The 21,403-nt window shown below is 68.8% G+C and carries 21 protein-coding genes; 3 read left to right on the forward strand and 18 right to left on the reverse strand.

Annotated features, from left to right (window positions below; all coding sequences use genetic code 11):
• Nucleotides 1–48: 48 nt before the first annotated feature.
• The 11 genes from lpxC to B6K69_RS04015 form a co-directional block, all read right to left on the reverse strand.
• Nucleotides 49–981 (reverse strand): UDP-3-O-acyl-N-acetylglucosamine deacetylase, encoded by a 933-nt coding sequence (gene lpxC / locus B6K69_RS03965; RefSeq protein WP_107674311.1) that lies wholly within the window; start codon nt 979–981, stop codon nt 49–51.
• Between the two features lie 194 nt (nt 982–1,175).
• Nucleotides 1,176–2,879, reverse strand: a complete 1,704-nt coding sequence (ftsZ, locus tag B6K69_RS03970) for a cell division protein FtsZ (protein ID WP_108642862.1) — start codon at nt 2,877–2,879, stop codon at nt 1,176–1,178.
• A gap of 212 nt (nt 2,880–3,091) precedes the next feature.
• On the reverse strand, nt 3,092–4,426 hold the full coding sequence (gene ftsA / locus B6K69_RS03975; protein WP_107674247.1) for a cell division protein FtsA: 1,335 nt from the start codon (nt 4,424–4,426) through the stop codon (nt 3,092–3,094).
• On the reverse strand, nt 4,423–5,580 hold the full coding sequence (locus B6K69_RS03980; RefSeq protein ID WP_228156802.1) for a cell division protein FtsQ/DivIB: 1,158 nt from the start codon (nt 5,578–5,580) through the stop codon (nt 4,423–4,425). Before B6K69_RS03980 ends, ftsA begins: the two co-directional genes overlap by 4 nt.
• Complete coding sequence (locus B6K69_RS03985; RefSeq protein ID WP_108642864.1) at nt 5,568–6,485, reverse strand: D-alanine--D-alanine ligase; 918 nt, start codon at nt 6,483–6,485, stop codon at nt 5,568–5,570. The genes B6K69_RS03980 and B6K69_RS03985 overlap by 13 nt, the downstream gene beginning before the upstream one ends.
• Before the next feature lie 34 nt (nt 6,486–6,519).
• Nucleotides 6,520–7,443, reverse strand: a complete 924-nt coding sequence (murB, locus tag B6K69_RS03990) for a UDP-N-acetylmuramate dehydrogenase (protein WP_108642865.1) — start codon at nt 7,441–7,443, stop codon at nt 6,520–6,522.
• A gap of 52 nt (nt 7,444–7,495) precedes the next feature.
• Nucleotides 7,496–7,732: a DUF2484 family protein gene (locus tag B6K69_RS03995; protein WP_107674244.1), complete on the reverse strand. Its 237-nt coding sequence runs from the start codon at nt 7,730–7,732 to the stop codon at nt 7,496–7,498.
• Nucleotides 7,729–8,001 (reverse strand): DUF2484 family protein, encoded by a 273-nt coding sequence (locus B6K69_RS04000; RefSeq protein WP_108642866.1) that lies wholly within the window; start codon nt 7,999–8,001, stop codon nt 7,729–7,731. Before B6K69_RS04000 ends, B6K69_RS03995 begins: the two co-directional genes overlap by 4 nt.
• Nucleotides 7,998–9,422, reverse strand: a complete 1,425-nt coding sequence (gene murC, locus B6K69_RS04005; RefSeq protein ID WP_108642867.1) for a UDP-N-acetylmuramate--L-alanine ligase — start codon at nt 9,420–9,422, stop codon at nt 7,998–8,000. The genes B6K69_RS04000 and murC overlap by 4 nt, the downstream gene beginning before the upstream one ends.
• Nucleotides 9,419–10,465 (reverse strand): UDP-N-acetylglucosamine--N-acetylmuramyl-(pentapeptide) pyrophosphoryl-undecaprenol N-acetylglucosamine transferase, encoded by a 1,047-nt coding sequence (locus B6K69_RS04010; RefSeq protein ID WP_236939042.1) that lies wholly within the window; start codon nt 10,463–10,465, stop codon nt 9,419–9,421. Before B6K69_RS04010 ends, murC begins: the two co-directional genes overlap by 4 nt.
• 83 nt (nt 10,466–10,548) lie before the next feature.
• Nucleotides 10,549–11,712: a peptidoglycan glycosyltransferase FtsW gene (locus B6K69_RS04015; protein WP_107674240.1), complete on the reverse strand. Its 1,164-nt coding sequence runs from the start codon at nt 11,710–11,712 to the stop codon at nt 10,549–10,551.
• 224 nt (nt 11,713–11,936) lie between these two features.
• On the opposite strand from B6K69_RS04015, the gene B6K69_RS04020 reads away from it, so the two are divergent.
• Entirely contained in the window at nt 11,937–12,875 is a 939-nt protein-coding gene (locus B6K69_RS04020) for an L-lactate dehydrogenase (protein WP_107674256.1), read from the forward strand.
• Here the strand turns inward: B6K69_RS04020 and B6K69_RS04025 are convergent.
• The 3 genes from B6K69_RS04025 to B6K69_RS04035 all read right to left on the reverse strand — a co-directional run bounded on the left by B6K69_RS04025 (nt 12,872) and on the right by B6K69_RS04035 (nt 15,852).
• On the reverse strand, nt 12,872–13,471 hold the full coding sequence (locus B6K69_RS04025; protein ID WP_206340539.1) for a class I SAM-dependent methyltransferase: 600 nt from the start codon (nt 13,469–13,471) through the stop codon (nt 12,872–12,874). The genes B6K69_RS04020 and B6K69_RS04025 overlap by 4 nt on opposite strands.
• Entirely contained in the window at nt 13,468–14,868 is a 1,401-nt protein-coding gene (gene murD, locus B6K69_RS04030) for a UDP-N-acetylmuramoyl-L-alanine--D-glutamate ligase (RefSeq protein WP_108642869.1), read from the reverse strand. The genes B6K69_RS04025 and murD overlap by 4 nt, the downstream gene beginning before the upstream one ends.
• A gap of 228 nt (nt 14,869–15,096) precedes the next feature.
• Nucleotides 15,097–15,852 (reverse strand): RNA methyltransferase, encoded by a 756-nt coding sequence (locus tag B6K69_RS04035; protein ID WP_108642870.1) that lies wholly within the window; start codon nt 15,850–15,852, stop codon nt 15,097–15,099.
• A gap of 146 nt (nt 15,853–15,998) precedes the next feature.
• Between B6K69_RS04035 and B6K69_RS04040 the strand changes: the two genes are divergently transcribed.
• Nucleotides 15,999–16,619 (forward strand): thiamine phosphate synthase, encoded by a 621-nt coding sequence (locus B6K69_RS04040; RefSeq protein WP_108642871.1) that lies wholly within the window; start codon nt 15,999–16,001, stop codon nt 16,617–16,619.
• Between the two features lie 52 nt (nt 16,620–16,671).
• Here the strand turns inward: B6K69_RS04040 and B6K69_RS04045 are convergent, their stop codons facing one another.
• A complete protein-coding gene (locus B6K69_RS04045) occupies nt 16,672–17,628 on the reverse strand; it encodes a PHP domain-containing protein (RefSeq protein ID WP_418260287.1) in 957 nt (318 codons plus the stop codon).
• A 148-nt stretch (nt 17,629–17,776) separates the two neighbouring features.
• Between B6K69_RS04045 and B6K69_RS04050 the strand changes: the two genes are divergently transcribed.
• Nucleotides 17,777–18,130, forward strand: coding sequence for an ArsR/SmtB family transcription factor (locus B6K69_RS04050; RefSeq protein ID WP_107674236.1), 354 nt, complete (start codon nt 17,777–17,779; stop codon nt 18,128–18,130).
• Nucleotides 18,131–18,136: 6 nt separating this feature from the next.
• On the opposite strand, the gene B6K69_RS04055 is transcribed toward B6K69_RS04050, so the two are convergent.
• From B6K69_RS04055 to B6K69_RS04065, 3 genes are read right to left on the reverse strand one after another with little or no spacing between them, the layout of a single operon-like run.
• A complete protein-coding gene (locus B6K69_RS04055; protein WP_108642872.1) occupies nt 18,137–18,886 on the reverse strand; it encodes an SDR family oxidoreductase in 750 nt (249 codons plus the stop codon).
• Complete coding sequence (locus B6K69_RS04060) at nt 18,883–20,550, reverse strand: glycosyltransferase family 4 protein (RefSeq protein WP_164681877.1); 1,668 nt, start codon at nt 20,548–20,550, stop codon at nt 18,883–18,885. Before B6K69_RS04060 ends, B6K69_RS04055 begins: the two co-directional genes overlap by 4 nt.
• Entirely contained in the window at nt 20,547–21,350 is an 804-nt protein-coding gene (locus tag B6K69_RS04065) for a class I SAM-dependent methyltransferase (RefSeq protein WP_108642874.1), read from the reverse strand. Before B6K69_RS04065 ends, B6K69_RS04060 begins: the two co-directional genes overlap by 4 nt.
• Nucleotides 21,351–21,403 lie beyond the last annotated feature (53 nt).

A 21,403-nucleotide genomic window follows, 5' to 3' on the forward strand; every position in this document is an offset into this window, starting at 1 on the left:
CGCCTTTCACGGCTTCGGGAGCGGAAGCAGGGGTGGGAAAACGCGACCTCAGGCCGCCGCGCGGCGGCGCGAGGGAAGATCGCCGCGATGCACGCCGACGCCGGGCAGCTTGGCGCCGACCCAGGCGCCGCAGCCTTCCATGCGGAACGCTTCGGGATCGGCGAACAGCGCGCGCAGCAGGCGGTTGGTCATGGCATGGCCGGCGCGCAGGCCGGTGTAGCGGCCCAGAACCGGGCCACCGGCCAGCGACAGGTCGCCAAGGGCGTCCAGCATCTTGTGGCGCACGGGTTCATCGGCATGGCGCAGGCCGCCGGGCGACACCACGCGGTCACCGTCGAAAACCACGGCATTTTCCAGCGTGCCGCCCAGGGCCAGACCCTTTTCGCGCATCATGTCCACGTCGGACTGGCGGCAGAATGTGCGGCTGTCGGACAGTTCGCGCACGAAGGCCCCGTTCGCCAGGCTCAGCCGGCGTTCCTGGGTGCCGATGGCGGCTTCGGCAAAGTCGATGCGGAAGTCGATTTCCAGCATGTCGGCGGGCTCAAGCCGGGCGACCGCCTCACCCTCGCGCACTTCGACGGGCTTCAGCACGCGAATCGCGCGCACCTCGGCCGCCTGTTCCTGCAGGCCACGGGCGATGAAGGCGGAAACGAAGGGTTCGGCTGACCCGTCGAGAATCGGCACTTCGGGGCCGTCGATCTCGATCAGGGCGTTGTGGATCGCGCAGCCGGCCAGCGCGGCCATCAGGTGTTCGATGGTCGAGACCGAGACACCGGCGGCGTTTTCCACCACGGTGCAGAGACGCGAGGGCGTGACGGCGGACCAGATCGCGGGCACCAGGGCGCTGCGGTCGGTCACGTCCGTGCGGCGGAACCAGATCCCGTGATTGGCCGAAGCCGGCCGCACGGTCATGCGCACCGGGGCCCCGGTGTGAAGACCGACGCCGACAAAGGTGACCGCGGATTTGAGCGTGTTCTGCACGAGCCTTACCCGAACTGTTTTCGCGCACCAGGGGCGCGCGTTCTTTCCAATTGTAACTAGTGAAGGGGGTGCGTCAGCTCAACTCACCTTTTGCAACGGTTTGTGACACTTGCTGCAATAATTGTAAGTGCTTGTAAAAAATGGAAAAGGCCCGGAAATCCGGGCCTTTTCGAAGGTGGCGTCGTGGCCTGTGATCAGTTGGCCTGGCGGCGCAGGAAGGCCGGAATTTCGATCCGGTCGTGATCCGATCCGTGTTCCGGCTCATCATCATAGGCGGTCACCGGGGGCTGCGTGCGCACGGCCGGGCCGGCGGCGCGGTCGGGGGCAGTCTCCAGATGGCCGGCCATGCGGTTGATCAGCGAGCCGATGCCGAAGCGCGGCTTGCCAGCCGCCGCCGCAGAGGGCGCGGGGGCCGGTGCGGGCGCGGCCTGCGCCGGGGTGGCGGGGCGCTGCGCGGTCATGCCGGGATTGCGGGCCACGGCGGAGCGCAGACGATCCAGCGCCTCGGGCGAGGGCTGACCGGGCGCGCGCGGACGCGGGGCCACGAAGGCGGCGGCATCGGCGTCGATGGCGGCGGGCACGGGGCGCGGCGCGGCCGGGGCAGCGGCTTGCGGACGGTAGGCCGGCGGCGGCAGGTCGTTGTCCTGCGTCTCGGCCACGTCGGAGCCGTGTCCGAAGTCATTGCCGAAATCCATCTCTTCGGCTTCCATCGTTTCGAACAGATCGGCAGCACGGGGCGCAGCGGGCGCCGGGGCCGGCGCGGGCTGAACCGCCACGGGGGCTGCGGCCACCGGGGGCGCAACGGGGGCAGCGACGGGCGCCGGCTGCGGGGCCGGACGGGCCGCCGCGGGCGCGCTGGCCGGGTGCAGCGTCAGCGGCTGTGCCATCGGGCGGCGGGTGACCGGGGGTTCGGCGCGGCTTTGGGCCGAGGCGTCGATGCCCGTCGCGACGACAGAGACGCGCATCCGGCCTTCCATCGTCGGGTCCAGGGTCGAGCCGACGATGATGTTCGCGTCGGCATCCACCTTTTCGCGGATGATGTTCGCGGCTTCGTCCAGTTCGAACAGGGTCAGATCATAGCCGCCGGTGATGTTGATCAGCACGCCGCGCGCGCCGTTCAGGCTGATTTCGTCCAGCAGCGGGTTGGCGATGGCCTTCTCGGCGGCGTGCTGCGCACGATCTTCGCCCTCGGCCTCGCCCGTGCCCATCATGGCCTTGCCCATCTCGTCCATCACGGCGCGAACGTCGGCGAAATCAAGGTTGATCAGGCCCGGACGGACCATCAGGTCGGTCACGCCCTTGACGCCCTGATACAGCACGTCATCGGCCATGGCGAAGGCTTCGGTGAAGGTGGTGCGTTCGTTGGCCAGCCGGAACAGGTTCTGGTTCGGAATGATGATCAGGGTATCGACAACCTTTTGCAGCGCCTCGATCCCGTCTTCCGCCTGCTTCATCCGCTTGGCGCCTTCGAACTGGAAGGGCTTGGTCACCACGCCGACGGTCAGCACGCCCAGTTCCCGCGCGGCCTGCGCGATGATCGGGGCAGCACCTGTGCCGGTGCCGCCGCCCATGCCGGCGGTGATGAAGCACATATGCGCGCCGGCCAGATGATCGACGATTTCCTCGATGGTTTCCTCGGCCGCGGCGGCGCCCACGGTCGGGCGGGCCCCTGCCCCCAGACCCTCGGTCACCTTCACACCCATCTGGATGCGCGCCGGCGCCTGCGATTGCTGCAGCGCCTGCGCATCGGTGTTCGCGACCACGAACTCGACGCCCTCAAGCTGCTTCTCGATCATGTTGTTGACGGCGTTGCCGCCCGCGCCGCCCACCCCGAAGACGGTGATGCGCGGCTTCAGCTCTTCGCGCTGGTTGGTAGCCATCGTCAGATTGAGTGCCATGGTGTTCCGCCTGTCCGTTTTTTATGTCGCCGCTGTTGCGCTGTTCTGAATCCGGGGCAACAGACCTGTCCCGTGGCCTGACTCCCCAGTTATCCCCGATTTTATCCACAAACCGGAGCTGCCGTCACCAGAAAAACGCGATTTCCCTACAAAATATGGGCTATTCCGCCGGGCAATCAGCGGGATTTCGCGCGTCGGGCTGTATATTGGGGTTACCAGTTGTCCTTGAACCACCGGAAGGCCCTGCGCAGGGATCGCGCCGGATAGCGTTCGGCGGGAATTTCGAAATCCCACCATTCATCCTGCGGGTGGGCGGCAAAGAGGCACAGGCCCACGGCGCTGGCGAAGGCCGGGCCGGTGGCGGCCTGCGGCAGCCCCTGCACGCGCAGCGGACGGCCCAGGCGCACCCTTTGGCCCAGGATGCGCGCGGCCAGCCCGTCAAGGCCGGGAATCTGGCTGGCGCCGCCGGTCAGCACGATCTGCTGGCTGGGCAGATGGTCGAAACCCGCCGCATCCAGCCGGGTGCGGGTTTCTTCCAGGATTTCCTCGACGCGCGGGCGCATGATGCCGATCAGTTCGGTCCGGCTGATCTGGCGGCGGTCCTTGTCCCAGTCGCCGCTGTCGCCGCCGATCTCGATCATCTCGCGGTCGTCCATGCCGGTGGCGAACAGGCCGCCATGGCGGGTCTTGATCCGCTCGGCCGTGCTGAGCGGAATTTGCAGACCCTTGGAAATATCCGAGGTGACATGATCCCCGCCCATGCGGACGCTGTCGGTATAGATCATGTGCTTCTTCATGAAGATCGACACGCCGGTCGCGCCGCCGCCCATGTCGATGCAGGCCGCGCCCAGTTCCTGTTCGTCCTCGACCAGCGAGGAAATGGCCGAGACATAGGCCGAGGAGGCGATGCCGGCCAGTTCCAGATCGCAGCGCTTGATGGCGTACAGCAGGTTCTGGATCACCGATCCATCGACCGAGACAAGGTGCATGTCGCAGGCCAGACGGTTGCCGATCTGGCCGCGCGGATCGCCAAGGCCGGTGCGGTGGTCCAGCGCGAAGTTGACCGGCTGGGCGTGCAGCACCTCGCGGCCATGCCCCAGATCGGGCACGTCGCAGGCGGCCAGCACGCGGGCCACGTCCTGTTCGGTCACCACGTTGTCGGCGAGGTCGGTGTCGCCGGCCAGACCATAGCTGCGCGGTTCGGCGCCCGAGAAGCAGGCGATCACATGGTCAACGCGGACATTGGCCATCTTCTGCGCCGCCTGAACTGCCGTGCGGACCGCGCTTTCGGTTTCGTTCATCACCGAGATTTCGCCGAAGCGGACGCCGCGCGACCGGGTGGTCGCGGCGCCGATGATGCGAAACTGGCTTTGGCCGGCCATCGGGCCGACGCCATCCTGTTCGCGCAGCCGCGCCTCGCCGTCGAAGCGCAGGATCAGGCAGGCAATCTTGGAGGTGCCCACGTCGAGAATGGCAATGACGCCCCGCTGCATCGCAGCCCGGCGCATGTTCCGCATGGCGCGTTGGGTCTGGTAGAGGTCGGTCACAGGTCGGTCTCCACGGTTTTAAGGCCTTTGCTGCGGCGCAGTTCCGTCAGCGCATAGGGGGTGAGGCGAAGGGTCGGGCGGCTGTCAAGGCGCAGGTCAAGCGCCACCAGATCGCGCGACAGGATGTCTTGCGCATGGTCCAGCGCCAGCAGGCGTTCCAGCGCGCGGACCGGGTGTTCGGCGGGCAGAAGGATGCGCTGGTCGCGGTCCAGCACCAGATCCCAGCGCCGTTCGCCCATCCGCGTCAGGCCACGTACGCGCGGCAGCAGCGGGCCTGCGGCGGCAAAGATCTGCAAGGCTTCGGCGGTGGCGCGGTCGGCCCCCTGCCCTGCGATCAGCGGCAGGTCGGGGCGGTCGCTGCGGGCATAAAGCCCGGCCACGCGATGGCCGGTGTCATCAACCAGCGTCAGGCCTTCGGCGGTGCGCCAGACGGCGACCGGCTCGCGTTCCGTGACCAGCACCTGCAGGATGCCGCCGCTGCGCACCCGCAGTTCGGCCGATTTCACCGCATCCAGTTCCTCGATCCGGCTGCGGATGGCCGCAAGGTCAAGGTCGAACGAGGATTGCGGCAGGTTCAGCCCAAGGCGGGCACGGACGGCCTCGGCCAAGTCTTTCGAGCAGCCTTCGACCGAAGCCAGCGTGACCATGAATTCGGGGCGGTGTTCGAACTTCTGGCGGATGTCGGTGAAGACCTGAACGATGGCACCCCGGCGGGCATCGTCGGACAGGTAAAGCCCGACGGCGGCCAGAACCACGAAGCTGGGCAGGCCGAAGCGCAGCAGCGCGCGCAGATGCGGCGTCAGCATGATGCGCTGAAGCCGGTAGGACCAGCGGCTGGGGGCCGGGTCGCGGCGGGCCATCGGGGCGGGCGCCACGGCCGCGGCAGGCACCGGGCGCGCGGCGGCGGTGAAGGGGGCGGCGGCAAAAGGCGCAGCCGCCGGCGCTTCGGGCCGGCGCGGCTGGGGCTGGGGTTGGGCATCGGCCATGCGGCGCGGCGCCGTTACCGGCGGTTCGACCGCGTGACGCGGGGTCGCGGCAGCGGCGGGCGCGGCATAGGCCGGGCGCGTGGCGGTCATCGGCGGCTCGGCCATGCGGCGCGGCGCGCTCAGCGGCGGTTCGAAATCGTGGCGACGCGGCGCGCTCAGCGATCGCATGACGCGTCCCTCACGATCCAGTCGCAAAGCTGCGGGAAGGAAATTCCGCAGAAGGCCGCCTGTTCGGGCGCCAGCGACGTGGGCGTCATGCCCGGCTGGGTGTTGGTTTCCAGCAGGATCAGCCCGTCCAGCCCGCGGGTATCATCCCAGCGGATGTCGGTGCGGCTGAGACCCCGGCAGCCAAGCGCATTGTGCGCGCGCAGCGCATAGTCAAGGCAGGCCTCGGTGATCTCGGCCGGCATGTTCGCGGGCAGTTGATGCCGGCTGCCCCCCGGCTTGTATTTCGCATCGTAGTCATACCAGCCGTCGGTGAGGATGTCGGTCACCGCCAGGGCGCGGTCGCCCATCACCGAGATGCTGAGTTCGCGGCCCGGCGCATAGGTTTCCACCATCACCCGCGCGGGCATGGACGACGCCAGCCGCGGCGCGTTCGAGCCGGGATGAATGATATAGACCCCGACCGACGAACCTTCGTTGAACGGCTTGACCACATAGGGCGGCGGCAGGACATGGCCCGCTTCCACCGCCTCACGCGTGGCGACCACGCTGTCGGCCACCGGCAGGCCTTCGGCCCGGTAGATTTCCTTGGTGCGCTGCTTGTCCATGGCCAGGGCCGAAGCCAGCACGCCGGAATTGGTATAGGGGATGTGCAGCCATTCCAGGATGCCCTGCACGCAGCCGTCTTCGCCCCAGCGGCCATGCAGCGCGTTGAACACGACATCCGGCTTCATCGCCGAAAGCACATCAGGAAGATCGCGGCCCGCATCGACCTCGATCACCTCATACCCGGCCTCGCGCAACGCCTTGGCGCATTCACGGCCCGAGACGAGGGAAACCTCGCGCTCGGCGGACATGCCACCTTTCAAAACCGCCACGCGGGGAAATCTGCCCGATCCCGCCGCCATTTACTGCCTCACGGGGGCTTTGCGCCCCTCAGTCTTATGTCGCGCGTTCTCCGACGCGCATGATTTCCCACTCTAACGTGATGCCGCTGTTTTGGAAAACCTTTTTTCGCACTTCCTCGCCAAGATCTTCCAGATCGGCGGCCGTTGCCCCCCCGGTGTTGATCAGGAAGTTGGCGTGCATCGGCGACATCTGCGCGCCCCCCCGCGTGGCACCACGCATCCCGGCGTTCTCGATCACCTTCCACGCCTTCAGTTCATGCGTGTCATCGGCCCTGCCGGTGCTGGAAAACCCGGCCGGATTGCGGAAGGTGGAGCCGGCGGAACGGTCTTTCGTGGGCTGGCTGGCATCGCGGCGGGCCAGTTGTTCGTCCATCCGGGCGGCCAGTGCGGCGGGGTCGCCGGCGGGCGCGCGGAAGGTGGCGCCGATGATCACCGCCCCTTCGGGCAGGTCGGACTGGCGGTAGCGCAGGTTCAGCGCCAAGGCGGGCAGCGTCTCGATGCGGCCCTGCCGGGTGACGATGCGGATACTGTCCAGCACATCGGCCACATACTGCCCGTAGCAGCCCGCGTTCATCCGCACCGCGCCGCCGATGCTGCCGGGAATGGTGCGCAGGAAGGTCAGGTCGCGGCCCGCTTCGGCGGCACGGCGGGCGACGTGGGAATCCAGCGCCGCCGCCCCGGCGGTGACGGCCTCGCCCTCGACCGAAATGCCGTTGAAACCACGGCCAAGCCGGATCACCACCGCGCGGATGCCGCCATCGCGCACGATCAGGTTAGACCCGACGCCCATGGGAAAGACGGCAATCGCGGGATCAAGGTCACGCAGGAAGGCGGCCAGATCGTCTTCATCCGCGGGCTGGAACAGCCAGTCGGCCGGACCGCCGACGCGCAGCCAGGTCAGGTCGGACAGGGGACGGTTGGGCGTCAGGGCGCCGCGGGGGCTGGGAAGCTGGGTCATGGCGCAGTGGTAGACGGGTTGCCCCGGCCGGGCAAGGCCGGGCCGCCCTGCCCTAGCCGCGCATCCGGCGCAGCAGGTGGATCAGCGGCCAGCGCAGGATGCTGGCGCCGGCGCCCAGAAGGATCAGCCCCCAGACCGGGCCGGCCTGCCAGGTGACCCAGCCCAGCAGCGGGATGCCCACGACGATCAGCGCATAGGCGGCGCGCCAGTGATGGTCGCGCGAGGGCAGCATGGCGATCACATTCGCCGCGATCAGCCAGAGGCAGGCGAGCGTCAGCGGCGCGATCATGCCCGGCCCTCCGGCCCTTGCGGGCGCAGCGGCGGCCAGCCGGTCAGGCGATGCAGCAGGTAAGCCAGCGGGCGGCGGAACATCGAGACAAAGGCCAGCACCGCCGGCACGGTCCAGAGCCAGCCATGCACGACGCCGATCCAGCCAACCAGACCGGGCGCGGCGATCAGCAGCACCAGACCGGGCAGCATCTGCGCCCGCATCGGCAGCAGGGCGGTGGCGGCAGCGGCTATCACCCAAAGGCAGGCGGCGAAGGCGGGGCCGCTCATGCGGCCTGTCCGATCAGCCGGGCCGGCAGGGCATTGGCCCAGGCGCTGATGGTGCCTGCGCCCAGACAGACGAAGATGTCACCCGGCCGGGCCTGTTCGCGGAACAGCCGGGCCAGGTCGGGCTCATCAATCACGGCGCGGGCGTGGCGGTGGCCATGGGCAATCAGCCCGGCGACCAGATCGTCGTGGCTGGCGCCGGGGATCGGGTCTTCGCCCGCGGCATAGACCTCGGCGATGCCGACGACATCGGCTTCGTTGAAACAGGTGCAGAAATCGTCGAACAGGTTCGACAGACGGCTGTAGCGGTGCGGCTGGTGGACAGCGATCACCCGCGCGCCCGGCGTGCCCGACACCGCCTGACGGGCGGCCTTCAGCACGGCGGCGATTTCCACCGGATGATGGCCGTAATCGTCGATGATGGCGACGCCGTTCACCTCGGCCACCTTGGTGAAGCGGCGGTTGACGCCGGCGAAGCCCGCCAGCGCCTCGCGGATCTCATCACGCTTCATGCCCAGATGGCGGGCCACCGCCACGGCGGCCAGCGCGTTCGAGACGTTGTGCTGGCCCGGCATCGGCAGGCTGCAGCCTTCGATGCGGGAGTCCGCGCCTTCGTTCTGCAACAGGATGTCGAATTTCGAGGTGGCGCCGTCGAAGGTCAGGTTCACGGCGCGGATGTCGGCCTGGGCGTTGAAGCCGAAGGTCACCACCCGGCGGTCGGTGACGCGGCCGACCAGCGTCTGCACCTCGGGGTGGTCGGTGCAGCAGACGGCAAGGCCGTAGAACGGGATGTTCGAGACGAAATCGAGAAAGCCTTTGCGCAGGTTCTCGATGGTGCCCCAATGCTCCATATGCTCGGGGTCGATGTTGGTGACGATGGCGATGGTCGCCGGCAGGCGGTTGAAGCTGCCGTCGCTTTCATCGGCCTCGACCACCATCCATTCGCCCGCCCCGGCGCGGGCGTTGCTGCCATAGGCATGGATCACGCCGCCGTTGATCACGGTCGGATCGAAGCCGCCCTTGTCCAGCAGGGTGGCAACCATGGTGGTGGTGGTGGTCTTGCCATGGGTTCCCGCCACGGCGATGTTCGAACGCAGCCGCATCAGTTCGGCCAGCATTTCGGCGCGGCGGACGACCGGCAGCTTCTTGCGGCGGGCTTCCTCAAGCTCGGGGTTGCCCTTCTTGATGGCGCTGGAGATCACCACCACCGCGGCTTCGCCGATGTTCTCGGCCCGCTGGCCTTCGAAGAAGGTGGCGCCCAGCTTCACCAGCCGGTCGGTGATCTTCGACGCCTTGGCATCCGATCCCTGCACCCGGTAGCCCAGCGTGATCAGCACTTCGGCGATGCCCGACATGCCGATGCCGCCGATGCCGACAAAATGGATCGGCCCCAATTCCAGCGGCAGTTTGGTGGCGGCGTTCATGCAAGGTCTCCGGCAAGGTCTTCGACAAGGGCGACCAGGCGTTCGGTCGCATCGGGGCGCCCCTGGGCCAGCGCGTTCTGCGCCATGGTCTCGGCCGCCTGGGGTGCGTCAAGGATCGCGGCCATGTGGCCCGCCAGCGTGGCAGGGTCAAGCAGCTTTTCCGGGATCACCACGGCGGCGCCCGCCTCGGCCAGCCCCCGGGCATTGGCGGTCTGGTGGTCGCCGGTGGCGGCGGCATAGGGGATCAGGATCGAGGGGCGGCCGATCACCGAAATGTCGGCCACCGACGAGGCGCCGGACCGGCTGATCACCAGTTGCGCCTCGGACAGGCGGCGGGGAATGTCGGTGAAGAAGGGCGCGATCTCGGCATGGATGCCGGCCGCGGCATAGGCGGCGGCGGCGCGTTCGGCATCCTCATCCCGGGCCTGATGGGCCACGCGCAGGTTGGCGCGCAGGGTGTCAGACAGCAGGGCAAAGGCGGCGGGCACCACATCCGACAGGATGCGCGCGCCCTGGCTGCCGCCGATCACCACCACCGACATCGGGTAATCGCCCGGCGGGATATAGGGCGCGGCGGCGCGTTCGCGCACGGTGGCGCGCACGGGGTTGCCGGTCGGGATGCCTTCCACCCCGTCGGGCAGCACGGTCGGCCAGGTGCCGCAGGCCACGCGGTCGACGCGCGGGGCGAAAAGCTGGTTCACCCGGCCCAGGATGCCGTTCTGTTCATGGATCATGCGCGGCCGCCGCAGCAGGAAGGCCGCCGACAGCGCCGGAATCGTGGGATAGCCGCCAAAGCCCACCACCACGGCGGGCTTGTCGCGCAGAAGGGCCAGCACGGCCCCCAGCACACCCCCGGCAATGCGGAAGGGCACCGCCAGTTTCGCGCCGATCCCGCCGCGGGAAAAGGTGGCAGAGCCCACCTTTTCGACCTGCACCGCCGCCGGAAAGCCGCCGGCATAGCGCGCGCCCCGGTCATCGGTGGACAGCTTCACCCGCCAGCCGCGCGCCAGCATCGCCTCGGCCAGCGCCTGCGCGGGGAACATGTGCCCGCCGGTGCCGCCGGCGGCGATCAGCAGCAGCTTGCCCTTGTCCGAACCCTTGTCCGTTCCAGTGCCCGTGCCGGCCATCAGCGCCGCCTCCCGAACAGTTCCGCCATGCGGTCGCGCGGCCGCGACCGCGTCAGCGCCAGCAGCATCCCAACTGTCAGCCCCGCCGCGATCAGCGACGACCCGCCGTAGCTGACGAAGGGCAGCGTCATCCCCTTGGCGGGCAGCAGCCGCACGGCAACGCCCATGTTGATCATCGCCTGCACGCCGAAGACGCAGGCCAGCCCCGACCCGGCCAGCCGGGTGAAGGGGTCGTTCTCGGACATCAGCCGCATCAGCGACCGCACCACGACAACGCCGAACAGGCCCAGGATCATCAGCACCAGGATCAGGCCGTATTCCTCGGCCGCGACGGCGATGATGAAGTCGGTATGGGCATCGGGCAGCGACCATTTCACCTGCCCCTCGCCCACGCCCACGCCGAAGAAGCCGCCTTCCTGAATGGCGTTGGCCGCATAGCCAAGCTGGGTGCGCGGGTCCACGTCGGGCGACAGGAAGCCGTCGATCCGTCGGGCAAAGTGTTCGGAGGCGCCATAGGCGATGAAGCCCGCCAACCCGACCAGCCCGCCGATGCCAAGGATCAGCACGATCGAGGCGCCGCCGACGAAATAGATCACACCCCAGGCAAAGACGACCAGAGCCGACTGGCCGAAGTCGGGTTGCAGGGCCAGAAAGCCTACGACGAAGGTCATCAGCCCGAACGAGATCAGCCGGCCCGGCGGGCCGTTGATGTCTTGCGCGGCGGCGATCAGCCAGGCGGTGACGATCACGAAGCCGGGCTTCAGGAATTCGGACGGTTGCAGCGAGAAGCCGCCCAGCGACAGCCAGCGCACGGCGCCCTTGCCGTGGTCCTGGCCGACCAGCGGCAGCAGCATCACCATCACCAGCGCGGCGGCAAAGCCCACGATCCCCAGCCGGCGCACGATGGCCGGCGACAGCATCGACACGCCCACCATGACCGACAGGCCCATGATGCCGAAGATCGCCTGTTTCTGGACGTAGAAATAGGGTTCCAGCCCGTTGCGGCTGGCCAAGGGCACCGAGGCGGCAAGCCCCAGCAGAAGCCCGATCCCGAACAGCACGAAGACCGAAGTCAGCGACCATTTGTCGATCGTGCGCCACCAGCGCGGCAAAACCGGCTCGCGCACCGCAGCCGGAGAAGAGCCATAGACCATCTCAGTCATGGGAATACCGCCTCGAACTTCTGCCTCTGGCCCGGATGTTTTCCCCGGGTCCGTGGCGCAAAGTCTAACGACATTCCGGGCGCGAGGAAAGCGCGAATACGAACCCGGCGGGCGTGGCCTGCCCTTTCATCTGTCCGCAAATATCCCCGCCGGAGGCAGCCGCCCCTTCCCCCTGCGGGGTGGTCCATGCCATGCTGCACCCGCAAAAGGCGAAAGGACAGGACATGGCGGCAACGGTCGGAATCGTCGGGGTGGGTCTGGTCGGATCGGCCGCGGCCTATGCGATTGCGCTGTCCGGCATCGCGGGGCGGATCGTGCTGGTCGATCATGTGCCGGCGCTGGCGCAGGCCCAGGCCGAAGACATCGCCCATGCGGTGCCCTTCGCCTCGGCCACCCAGGTCGAGGCGGGCGATTACGACCGCCTGGCCGGGGCCGAGGTGGTGATCATCGCCGCCGGGGTGAACCAGAAGCCCGGCGAAACGCGGATCGCGCTTCTGTCGCGCAATGCGGCGGTGTTTGCCAGCGTGGTGGGCGAGGTGCGGCGCGTGGCGCCCGACGCGATCCTGCTGGTCGCGACCAACCCCGTCGATGTGATGACCGAGATCACCACCCGCCTGTCGGGCCTGCCGCCCGGCCGGGTGATCGGGTCGGGCACCATCCTGGACACCGCCCGCTTCCGCAGCCTGCTGGGCCGGCACCTTGGCATCTCGCCGCAATCGGTGCACGCCTATGTGCTGGGCGAACATGGCGACAGCGAGGTTCTGGCCTGGTCCACCGCCCGGGCCGGATCGGTGGGAATCCGCGATTTCGCGGCGCAGGTCGGGGCGGCGATCACCGATCAGGTCCGCGCCGAGATCGACGATGGCGTCCGCCGGGCCGCCTATCGCATCATCGCCGGCAAGGGCGCCACGAATTACGGCATCGGCGCGGGGCTGATGCGGCTGACCCGCGCCGTCCTGCGCGACGAAGGAGCGGTTCTGTCGGTGTCGATCCATACGCCGCTGGTCGCAGGGGTGCGCGATGTCGCGCTGTCGATCCCGCGCGTGGTCAACCGCCGGGGCGTGACCGCCGACCTGATGCCCGACCTTGACGCCGCCGAAACCGAGGCGCTGCACCGTTCGGCGCGGCTGCTGGCCGATCTGGCGGCCGAAGTGCGGCTTTAATCCTTGCGCGCCAGCCAGATGCTGCGCCCCGCGGTCTGCGGGTCTTCGGCCACGAACTGCCGTGGCAGCAGCCTCGCCGTCTCCAGCGCGGCGGCATAGCCGGCGGGCGACAGGCTGGCGTGGAACACCGGCCCGCCGGACACGGCGCCCCAGACTTCGCCCTCGCGTGGGCCTGCGGTGAACAGGAACCACCCGCCGGGGTGCAGATGCGCCGCGATGCGCGGGATCAGCGCCCGCTGGTCGGCGCCGGTCAGGTGAAAGAAACTGTCCCAGGCGATGACGGCGTGAAAGCGGCGGCCCAGATCCAGCGCCCGCATGTCGCCCTGCACCCAGCGGCCCGCCGGCAGCGCCGCGCGGGCGATGTCCAGCATGGCCTCCGACATATCCAGCCCCGTGACGCCAAATCCGCGCGCCAGCAGATCGGCCGCCACCGGATGGCCCGAACCGCAGCCCAGGTCCAGCACCGCCGCCCCTTCCGGCAGGGCGCGGGCAACCCGGTCGATCCAGGGCCGTTCGGGATAGCTGCCCTGCCGCATCGCGTGCCAGTCGGCGGCGCTGCGGTCATAGGTGGCCCGGTGGCCGTGGTCGTCGCTCACCCGAGGCGGGCCTGCACCAGCGCGGTGAAATGCTCGCCGCGCTTTTCGAAGTTGGGATACTGGTCGAAGCTGGCCGCCGCCGGGGCCAGCAAGACCACCTCGCCCGGCTGCGCCTCTTCGGCGGCGCGGGCCACCGCGCGGTCCATCGTCTCGCAGATCTCATGCGGGGTGTCGCCGATCTGCAGGGCGAAGTCGCGCGCCGAATGGCCAATCAGATAGGCCTTCACCACAGCCGGCAGACAGGGCGCCAGCGCGGCGATGCCGCCGTCCTTGCCCAGGCCGCCCGCAATCCAGCGGATGCGCGGAAAGGCCTGAAGGGCCTTGGCGGCGCTGTCCACATTGGTCGCCTTGCTGTCGTTGATGTAGCGCACACCATCCTTCTCGGCCACCAACTGGCTGCGGTGCGGCAGGCCGGCAAAGCTGTGCAAGGCCTGTTCGATCAGCTTCGGTGCCAGCCCAAGGCTGCGGCAGGCGGCATAGGCGGCGCAGGCGTTCTGGTGGTTGTGCGCCCCGGGCAGGCCCTTCACCTCGCGCAGGTCGATGCTGGCCATCTGCCGGCCCTTGCGCCATTCGGCCAGAAACCCCTTGCGGGCAAAGACCGACCAGCCGAACCCTTCCAGCTTCTGGCCCGAAGACACCCGGATCACCCGGTCGTCGCCCGGCCCCTGCCCCATCTGGTTGGCCAGAAACTGGCCCTCGACCTCATCCACGCCCACGACACAGCGGTCCGGCCCACCTTCGGCGAACAGCCGGCGCTTGGCCGCGAAATAGCCGCCCATGCCGTTGTGGCGGTCCAGATGGTCAGGCGACAGGTTGGTGAAGACGGCGACATCCGGCGTCAGCGCGCGGGCCAGGTCGGTCTGGTAGCTGGACAGTTCCAGCACCACCACCTCGCCATCCTGCGCGGGGTCGATCGACAGCACCCCCTTGCCGATATTGCCCGCCATCTGGCAGGGCCGCCCCGCCACCTGCAGGATATGGTGGATCAGCGCCGTGGTGGTGGACTTGCCGTTCGAGCCGGTCACCGTCACCGCCTTGGGCACCTGTTCGAAGTTGTCCCATTCGGGCGTGGCCCAACTGCGGAAGAACAGGCCGATGTCATTGTCCACCGGCACGCCCAGTTCCAGCGCGCGGGCGATCACCCGGTTCGGCGTGGGGTAAAGATGCGGGATGCCGGGGCTGGTGATCAGCGCAGCCACGCCGTCCAGCGCAGACTGGCGGGTCAGGTCGGTCAGGGCAAAGCCCTGGTCCTCGGCCTTGGCGCGGGCTTCGGGGCTGTCGTCCCACAGAAGCGGCAGCGCGCCGCCCGCCTGCAAGGCGCGTGCCGTGGCCAGACCGGACCGGCCAAGCCCCAGAACGGCCACCTTCTGCCCTTGGAAACCGATGACCGGGATCATGCCACGCCCCTTCGCTGCCCTTGCCGCGCCAAGGGATAGGGGAGCGGCCCGCAAAGGGAAAGGGGCATCGCCCCGATCAGGGCCAAACCCGCCGCCGCTTTCATCTGTCCGAATATATCCCGGGGGCCTGCGGGGGCAGCGCCCCCGCCGCCCGAGGAGGAGCGGGACCCCGCGACGACGAGGCAGATGGCCTGCGGCGCGGCTTCGCGCCGCTCCGCAAGGTCCGGTTCACCCTTCGGGATCGTCGGTTTCGCCCTGACGCTTCAGCTTCCAGGCGATCTGGCGCAACATGCCGTGCAGCGTCTGCACCTCGGCGCGGGTCAGGCCCAGACGGCCCCACATGTTGCGCAGGTTGATCTTCATGCCCGGCGCCTTGTCGGGCGGGAAGAAGAAGCCCGCCGCTTCAAGCCGGTCTTCGAAATGGTCGCCCAGCCGTTCAACCTCGACCCGGGTCGCCATGTCGGTCCGCGCCAGACCCAGCACCGACTCGGGCACCGCCACCCCCTGCCGGCGCCATTCATAGGCCAGCAGCAGCGCGCATTGCGCCAGGTTCAGCGAATAGAATTCGGGGTTCACCGGCACGGTGACGATGACATTGGCATGAACCAGATCTTCGTTCTCAAGCCCGGCCCGTTCGGGGCCGAACAGGAAGCCCACCTTCTTGCCCTCGGACACCAGGGCCCGTGCCATGGCCATGGCGCGTTCGGGGGTGACGATTTCCTTGACCAGTTCCCTCCCGCGCGCCGTGGTGGCGAACACGAAGTCGCAGTCGGCCACGGCCCCGGCCACATCGGGAAACAGCCCCGCCCGATCCAGCACGACACCGGCGCCACTGGCGGTGGCGGCGGCGCGCGGGTTGGGCCAGCCGTCGCGCGGATCGACGATCCGCATCCGGTCCAGCCCGAAGTTCAGCATCGCCCGCGCGGCCCCGCCGATGTTCTCGCCCATCTGCGGACGGACCAGGATGAAGACGGGGTCGATCATGGCTTTCCCTTTTGCTGGACGCCGGCGGTCACGGAAAGCCGGGTGATAGACCGGCACCGCCCGGCGGGCAAGGCATTGCGGCCCCGTGGTCAAGCCGAGGAAAGGCTGCTAGGAGGAGCGCGAAACCCCTTGCCGGAGCCGAAATCATGGCCGAAGCCGACCGCCCCCAGATCACCCTGATCACGCCGCCCGTGCTGGATCTTGAGGTCTTTCCCGACCGGCTGGCGCGGGTGATGGATGCGGTTGAAATCGCCTGCCTGCGGCTGGCGCTGGCCACGAAGGACACCGACGATCTGGGTCGCGCGGCGGATGCCTGCCGTGAAATCGCCCATGCCCGCGATGTGGCTGTGGTGATCGAACGGCATGTCCTGCTGGCCGAACGGCACGGGCTGGACGGGGTGCACCTGACCGACGGCGCGCGGTCGGTGCGGGCCGCGCGCAAGGATCTGGGGCCGGATGCCATCGTCGGCGCCTTCTGCGGCCCGACCCGGCACGAAGGCATCAGCGCGGGCGAGGCGGCGGCGGATTATGTGGCCTTCGGCCCGATCGGCACCACCGGGCTGGATAAGGGCGAACAGGCGGCCTTCGACCTGTTCCAGTGGTGGTCCGAGATGATCGAGGTGCCGGTCATCGCCGAAGGCGGGCTGACGGCAGAGCTGGTTGCCGAATTCGGGCCGGTCACCGATTTCTTCGGGATCGGCGAGGAAATCTGGGGCGCCGAAGACCCACTGGCGGCCCTGAAGGCGCTGATCGCGCCGCTGGGCTGACGCCCGCCCGACAGCCGGAGCAAAGGGCGGCCTTTCGGCCGCCCGCGTTGCCCTAACCCTGCGCCCGGCGCGGGTTCGGCCCTTCCTCGCGCCAGATCGGGTTCGACCAGGCCCGGCGACCGGCGGCGTCGATCACCGAGATGCGCAGCCAGGGGCTGCCCAGCAGCCGGTCAAGCGGCACTTCGGCCCGTGTCATCGACTGGCCATGCACGCCCTTGGCACCGGTGCCCCAGCCCATGGCAACCACCGACACCGCCGCCGAACATTCGACGATGGCCTTGTTGCCCTCGACCCGGATGTCGCGGATCTCGGGGCCCTGCGAGGAATAGAAATCCCCGCGTTTCAGCGCCGCCAGCAGCGCCTCGGGCGTGTTCTCGGTGGCCTTCACCATGACCCAGCCGCCAAAATGGTCGGGCTCCGAGAAATGCGCGTCATCGGTGGCGATGAGCGAGAGCTTCCGCCCCTCGGTCAGCAAGAGATCGGCGATGCCGGCGCCATCAGGCCGGTCGCAGCCGGCGGCGCAGCCGTGGTTGTAGATTTCCACCGCATGGGCGGCGGTGATGCTGCGGGCGTCTTCCAGCGTCAGCCCCGACCATTGCGGATGCGCGATGGCGACAAAGGCCCCCGCCGCCACGGCGCGGGCGGCGATTTCGGGGCCGGTCTCCTGCCCCGGTTCGGCGATGAAGCTGGTGGTCGTGGGCGGCGCGAAATCCAGCGGCAGGCCGACCGCAAGGATATGCCACAGCTCGCCGTTCTTCTGCGCGCCCGAATGAAGCTCGGCCCCCAGCAGCGTGGTGAAGCCTTCGCTGCGGAACGGCGTGGTATCGACCAGCGGATAGTCATACATCCCGATGAAATGGTCGGTCAGGGCCAGGAAATCATAGCCTTCGTCGCGGTAGCGGCGGCACACCTCCTGCGGGGACAGCACGCCATCGGAACGGGTCGAATGGGTGTGAAGGTTGCCACGCCAGAAACGGCCGGGCGCGGTAAAGGCGGATGGACGGATCATGCTATCTCCCTCATCACCGGGCGATTCTGCGGGCGCCCGGCTTTGCGGCGAACCTTGCCCCGCGCGGGCCGGGCGCGGCAAGGCCGCTCTCGCATGGGAAACCTCTTCGTGCTATGAATCGGTCGCACATATTCAGAGGCGTTTGGTGATGAACTCCCTTCAGCCCGACCGTATCAGTGACGACGAAGCCTGCGGCACCTTGCCCGCCGACCAGATGCTGCGACAGGCCACCGCCGCCGCGGGCTTTCTCAAGGCGCTGGCGCATGAGGGGCGCCTGATGATCCTGTGCCACCTGTCTTCGGGCGAAAAATCGGTGACCGAACTGGAACATCTGCTCGACTCGCGTCAGGCGGCGGTCAGCCAGCAACTGGCACGGCTGCGGCTTGAGGGGCTGGTGGCCACCCGGCGCGACGGCAAGGCGATCTATTATTCGATCCAGGACCCCAAGGTGCTGCGCACCATCACCCTGGTCTATGACATGTTCTGCAAGCCGGGGGCCTGAGTTCCCCTAGCCGCGGCCCAGCCAGGGCATGTCGCGCGCCATGATCGTCAGGAACGGAATGTTGGTGTCGGCCGGCAGGCTGGCCATGTGCAGCACCGACGCCGCGACGTGATCCACATCGAAGACCGGCTCGGCGCGCAGGCTGCCATCGGCCTGCGGCACGCCTTTCGGAAAAGCTGCGGCCATGTCGGTGGCGGCGTTGCCGATGTCGATCTGGCCGCAGGCGATGCCGAAGCGGCGGCCATCCAGCGCCAGCGTTTTCGTCAGGCCGGTGACGGCATGTTTCGACATGGTATAGGGTGCCGAACCGGGCCGCGGCGCGTGCGCGCTGATTGATCCGTTGTTGATGATCCGGCCGCCCTGCGGGTCTTGCCGGCGCATCAGGCCAAAGGCGGCGCGGGCGCAGAGGAACATGCCGGTGATATTGGTCTGGCACAGCGCCAGCCAGTCCTCGACCGCGATTTCGTCGATCGGACGGCCCGGCAGCGCGATGCCGGCGTTGTTGAACAGCACATCCAGCCGGCCCCAGTCGGCGGCAAGGCGGGCGAAGGCGGCGTCAACATCACCCGCGATGCCCACATCGCCGGGCAGGATCAGCGCGGGCGCCCCGGCGGCGGTTTCCTGCAGGGCGGCGGCGCGGCGGCCCATCAGCGCCACGCGCCAGCCGGCGGCCAGAAAGGCGCGCGCCGTGGCGCGGCCGATGCCGCTGCCGGCGCCGGTGATCAGGATGCTGCGGGGGGACGGCGTGGCGGTCATTCCGCCAGCCCGTATTTCATCAGCCAGAACAGGCAGCGCCAGACGCTGGCCAGCGGAATGGCGGTCGCCGCCACCAGATCGTCGGGCGTGGCCCCCTGGGGGCCGGCCTGCCGCAAGGCCGCAAGGGTGGCCGTGATCTGCGACCGCGGCTCGATCAGGCGGTTCGCGGCCTCATAATTGCGCAGGTCCAGCAGCGCCTCCGGCGCGGGCAGGTCGTCAGCGGGCAAGGCCACGAACCGGCGGCCAGGGTCGCGCGCCACCCGCGTGGGGAAGCTGCGGAAATACAGGCCCGGCAGCGGCAGCGGCGGAAACTGGTGGGCCGGCACCGGCGGTTCGCCCTGCCCCGTGGCCCGGGCATGGGCAACCATCGCCGCCTGTTCCCCCCACAGCGCCTGCATCTGCGGCAGGACGGTGGCCCAGTCATAGACGGCACGGGCGCGGGCCTGCCCCGCCGCCCCCATCCGCGCCCGCAGCGCCGGATCGCTGCCCAGTTGCACCAGCGCCCGGACCAGGGCGCCAAGATCCACCCGGGTCAGCGCCGAAAGCTGGGTGCAGAACTGCGGATAGCTGTCGGTTTCGCCGTAAAGGCGGCGGCCCAGGCGGCTTGATACCCCCTGTGGCGGCATTTCGGTGGGCACGCGGATGCCCACCTCGGGCGGAACGGTGTCCTTCATGCCGTCCCAGTCGGTGACGATCAGCGGCAGGCCGGCGGCCATGGCCTCGACCGGGGCAAGGCCGAAGGTTTCCTGCACATTGTCGATGGGAAACAGGAAGATGTCGGCGCCCGACAGCGTGGCCAGACGGTCCTCGGCGACCGAGCCGTCGATGACATGGAAGCCGACGCCGGGCATCAGGGTGGCGGCCCCGCGCAGAAAGATCTCGCGCGACCGGGCGTCGCCGAACTTGCCGTAAAGCATGAGGTGGAACCGGCGCCCGGCCTCGGCCTGGGCGCGGGACAGCGCGATGAACAGCGGCAGCGGATCGAATTTTTCCGAAACGGAAAGCCGGGCCACGATGGCGCAGGCGATGTCGTCCTTGCCGATGCCCAGCCGGTGCCGCAGCGCCGCGCCGGCGGCAGGATCGCGGGCGAAGTCGTCGCAATTGATGCCCAGCGGAATGATCGGCATCAGCGGCCGCGGCGGGGCGGTGCCCCGGAACCGGGCGGCAAGGTTCTGGTCGATCAGGTCCATCTGAAGGGTCAGCGCATCCAGCGCCGAGCGCGAGGTGCAGATCACCGCATCCCAGGGCATCTGCGGCGCGGTCCGCATCTCGATCATCGACTGCATGAACAGCCGGGTCGCGATGGTATGGGTGACGCCGCAAATGGCATAGGCCGCCGATCCGTATTCCGACCGGCGCCAGCATTCCCGGCCAATCGCGGGGCTGGGATAGCTGAGCACGTCCAGCGGCGCGATCTCTTGCGCGCGGTCCAGCATCACGCTGCGCACGCGCCGGTGGCCCGCCCGCCGGGCGACGATCGCACTGAAATGCCGCGCATCGCGAAGGCCGTGGGTCAGGCTGACCACCTCATCGGCCCGGGCATGATCGAGATAGCCGTTCAGGAAACTTTCGCCCGCGACACGGCGGCCGTTGATGCCCTTGGCGGCCGGATCATAGCCATCGAGCGCAAAATAGATCGCGGCATTGGCCAGCGGTTTGGTCATTTCCGTTCCATCCACAGCCAGGGCGTTGGCGAGGCCCGCCATTCCCAGATCAGCAGCAACCTGTCCAGATCATTCAGGGTTTCGGTCCAGGGCGGCAGCGGCGTGGCGGTGAAGCTGCGGCCGAAGCGGGTGATCCGGTGGCTGGCCTGAAACCGCGCCTCGATCCGGTCGGCCAGGCCGGGGCGGTTCCTGGGGTGCAGTTCCACCAGAATGTCAGCGGCGGCCAGGCCGGGGGCGGCCACCGGGTCCAGCAGGCTGTCTTCGGCCCCCTCGATGTCGCACAGCACGACGGTCGGCTGGTCGGCGCAGATCGCCAGATCGGCGGCGGTGATCTCGCCGCCCACCTCGACCCGGTCCGCCACGCCATTGGCCGCGGCCAGGGTTCGGCACAGCGCCTGCGCGTTCAGGTCGATGTCACGCGCCAGCACCCGCGTCTGCGGCATCCGGCGGGCCAGACCCACGGCATAATATCCTTCGGCCGAACCGATGTTGACGACCAGGGGATAGGCCCGCGCGATGATGGTTTCGAACACGGGCACAAGGCTGGCCTCGTAGCTGCCCAGAAGGCGCGGCGCCCGCCCGCCTTCGGCCGAGGGCACGGGAAAGGCCATTCCGGCAAACGGCCCCGCAAGCACGGTGGTACCGGCATGGGCCTCATGCGTGTTGGCCAGCACCATCGAGCGCCACTTGGCCAGCAGCCGCAGCGCGGCATTCAACCGCTCCATCGTGGGCGGTCCGTCCAGGATCTTCGACACCTGATCACTGGTCGCGCGCGTCAGCCCGCTGGGTTCCCTGCTCATCCTGCCCCCCTGTTTCGCGCGCCAACCTATCGAAGTTGCGGCGGCGCGCAAAG

The organism is Pseudogemmobacter blasticus (assembly GCF_003071405.1).
Lineage (GTDB): Bacteria > Pseudomonadota > Alphaproteobacteria > Rhodobacterales > Rhodobacteraceae > Pseudogemmobacter > Pseudogemmobacter blasticus.

Coding starts and splice junctions, on each gene's coding strand:
- B6K69_RS04020 (WP_107674256.1), top strand. CDS start 11,937: ATGGCGGCAACGGTCGGAATCGTCGGGGTGGGTCTGGTCGGATCGGCC.
- B6K69_RS03980 (WP_228156802.1), bottom strand. CDS start 5,580: ATGCGATCGCTGAGCGCGCCGCGTCGCCACGATTTCGAACCGCCGCTG.
- B6K69_RS04050 (WP_107674236.1), top strand. CDS start 17,777: ATGAACTCCCTTCAGCCCGACCGTATCAGTGACGACGAAGCCTGCGGC.
- B6K69_RS04035 (WP_108642870.1), bottom strand. CDS start 15,852: ATGATCGACCCCGTCTTCATCCTGGTCCGTCCGCAGATGGGCGAGAAC.
- B6K69_RS03995 (WP_107674244.1), bottom strand. CDS start 7,732: ATGATCGCGCCGCTGACGCTCGCCTGCCTCTGGCTGATCGCGGCGAAT.
- B6K69_RS04040 (WP_108642871.1), top strand. CDS start 15,999: ATGGCCGAAGCCGACCGCCCCCAGATCACCCTGATCACGCCGCCCGTG.
- B6K69_RS04000 (WP_108642866.1), bottom strand. CDS start 8,001: ATGAGCGGCCCCGCCTTCGCCGCCTGCCTTTGGGTGATAGCCGCTGCC.
- B6K69_RS04045 (WP_418260287.1), bottom strand. CDS start 17,628: ATGATCCGTCCATCCGCCTTTACCGCGCCCGGCCGTTTCTGGCGTGGC.
- B6K69_RS04060 (WP_164681877.1), bottom strand. CDS start 20,550: ATGACCAAACCGCTGGCCAATGCCGCGATCTATTTTGCGCTCGATGGC.
- B6K69_RS04010 (WP_236939042.1), bottom strand. CDS start 10,465: ATGTTCCCCGCGCAGGCGCTGGCCGAGGCGATGCTGGCGCGCGGCTGG.
- B6K69_RS04065 (WP_108642874.1), bottom strand. CDS start 21,350: ATGAGCAGGGAACCCAGCGGGCTGACGCGCGCGACCAGTGATCAGGTG.
- murC (WP_108642867.1), bottom strand. CDS start 9,422: ATGAACGCCGCCACCAAACTGCCGCTGGAATTGGGGCCGATCCATTTT.
- B6K69_RS04015 (WP_107674240.1), bottom strand. CDS start 11,712: ATGACTGAGATGGTCTATGGCTCTTCTCCGGCTGCGGTGCGCGAGCCG.
- murB (WP_108642865.1), bottom strand. CDS start 7,443: ATGACCCAGCTTCCCAGCCCCCGCGGCGCCCTGACGCCCAACCGTCCC.
- murD (WP_108642869.1), bottom strand. CDS start 14,868: ATGATCCCGGTCATCGGTTTCCAAGGGCAGAAGGTGGCCGTTCTGGGG.
- B6K69_RS04055 (WP_108642872.1), bottom strand. CDS start 18,886: ATGACCGCCACGCCGTCCCCCCGCAGCATCCTGATCACCGGCGCCGGC.
- B6K69_RS03985 (WP_108642864.1), bottom strand. CDS start 6,485: ATGGCGGCGGGATCGGGCAGATTTCCCCGCGTGGCGGTTTTGAAAGGT.
- ftsZ (WP_108642862.1), bottom strand. CDS start 2,879: ATGGCACTCAATCTGACGATGGCTACCAACCAGCGCGAAGAGCTGAAG.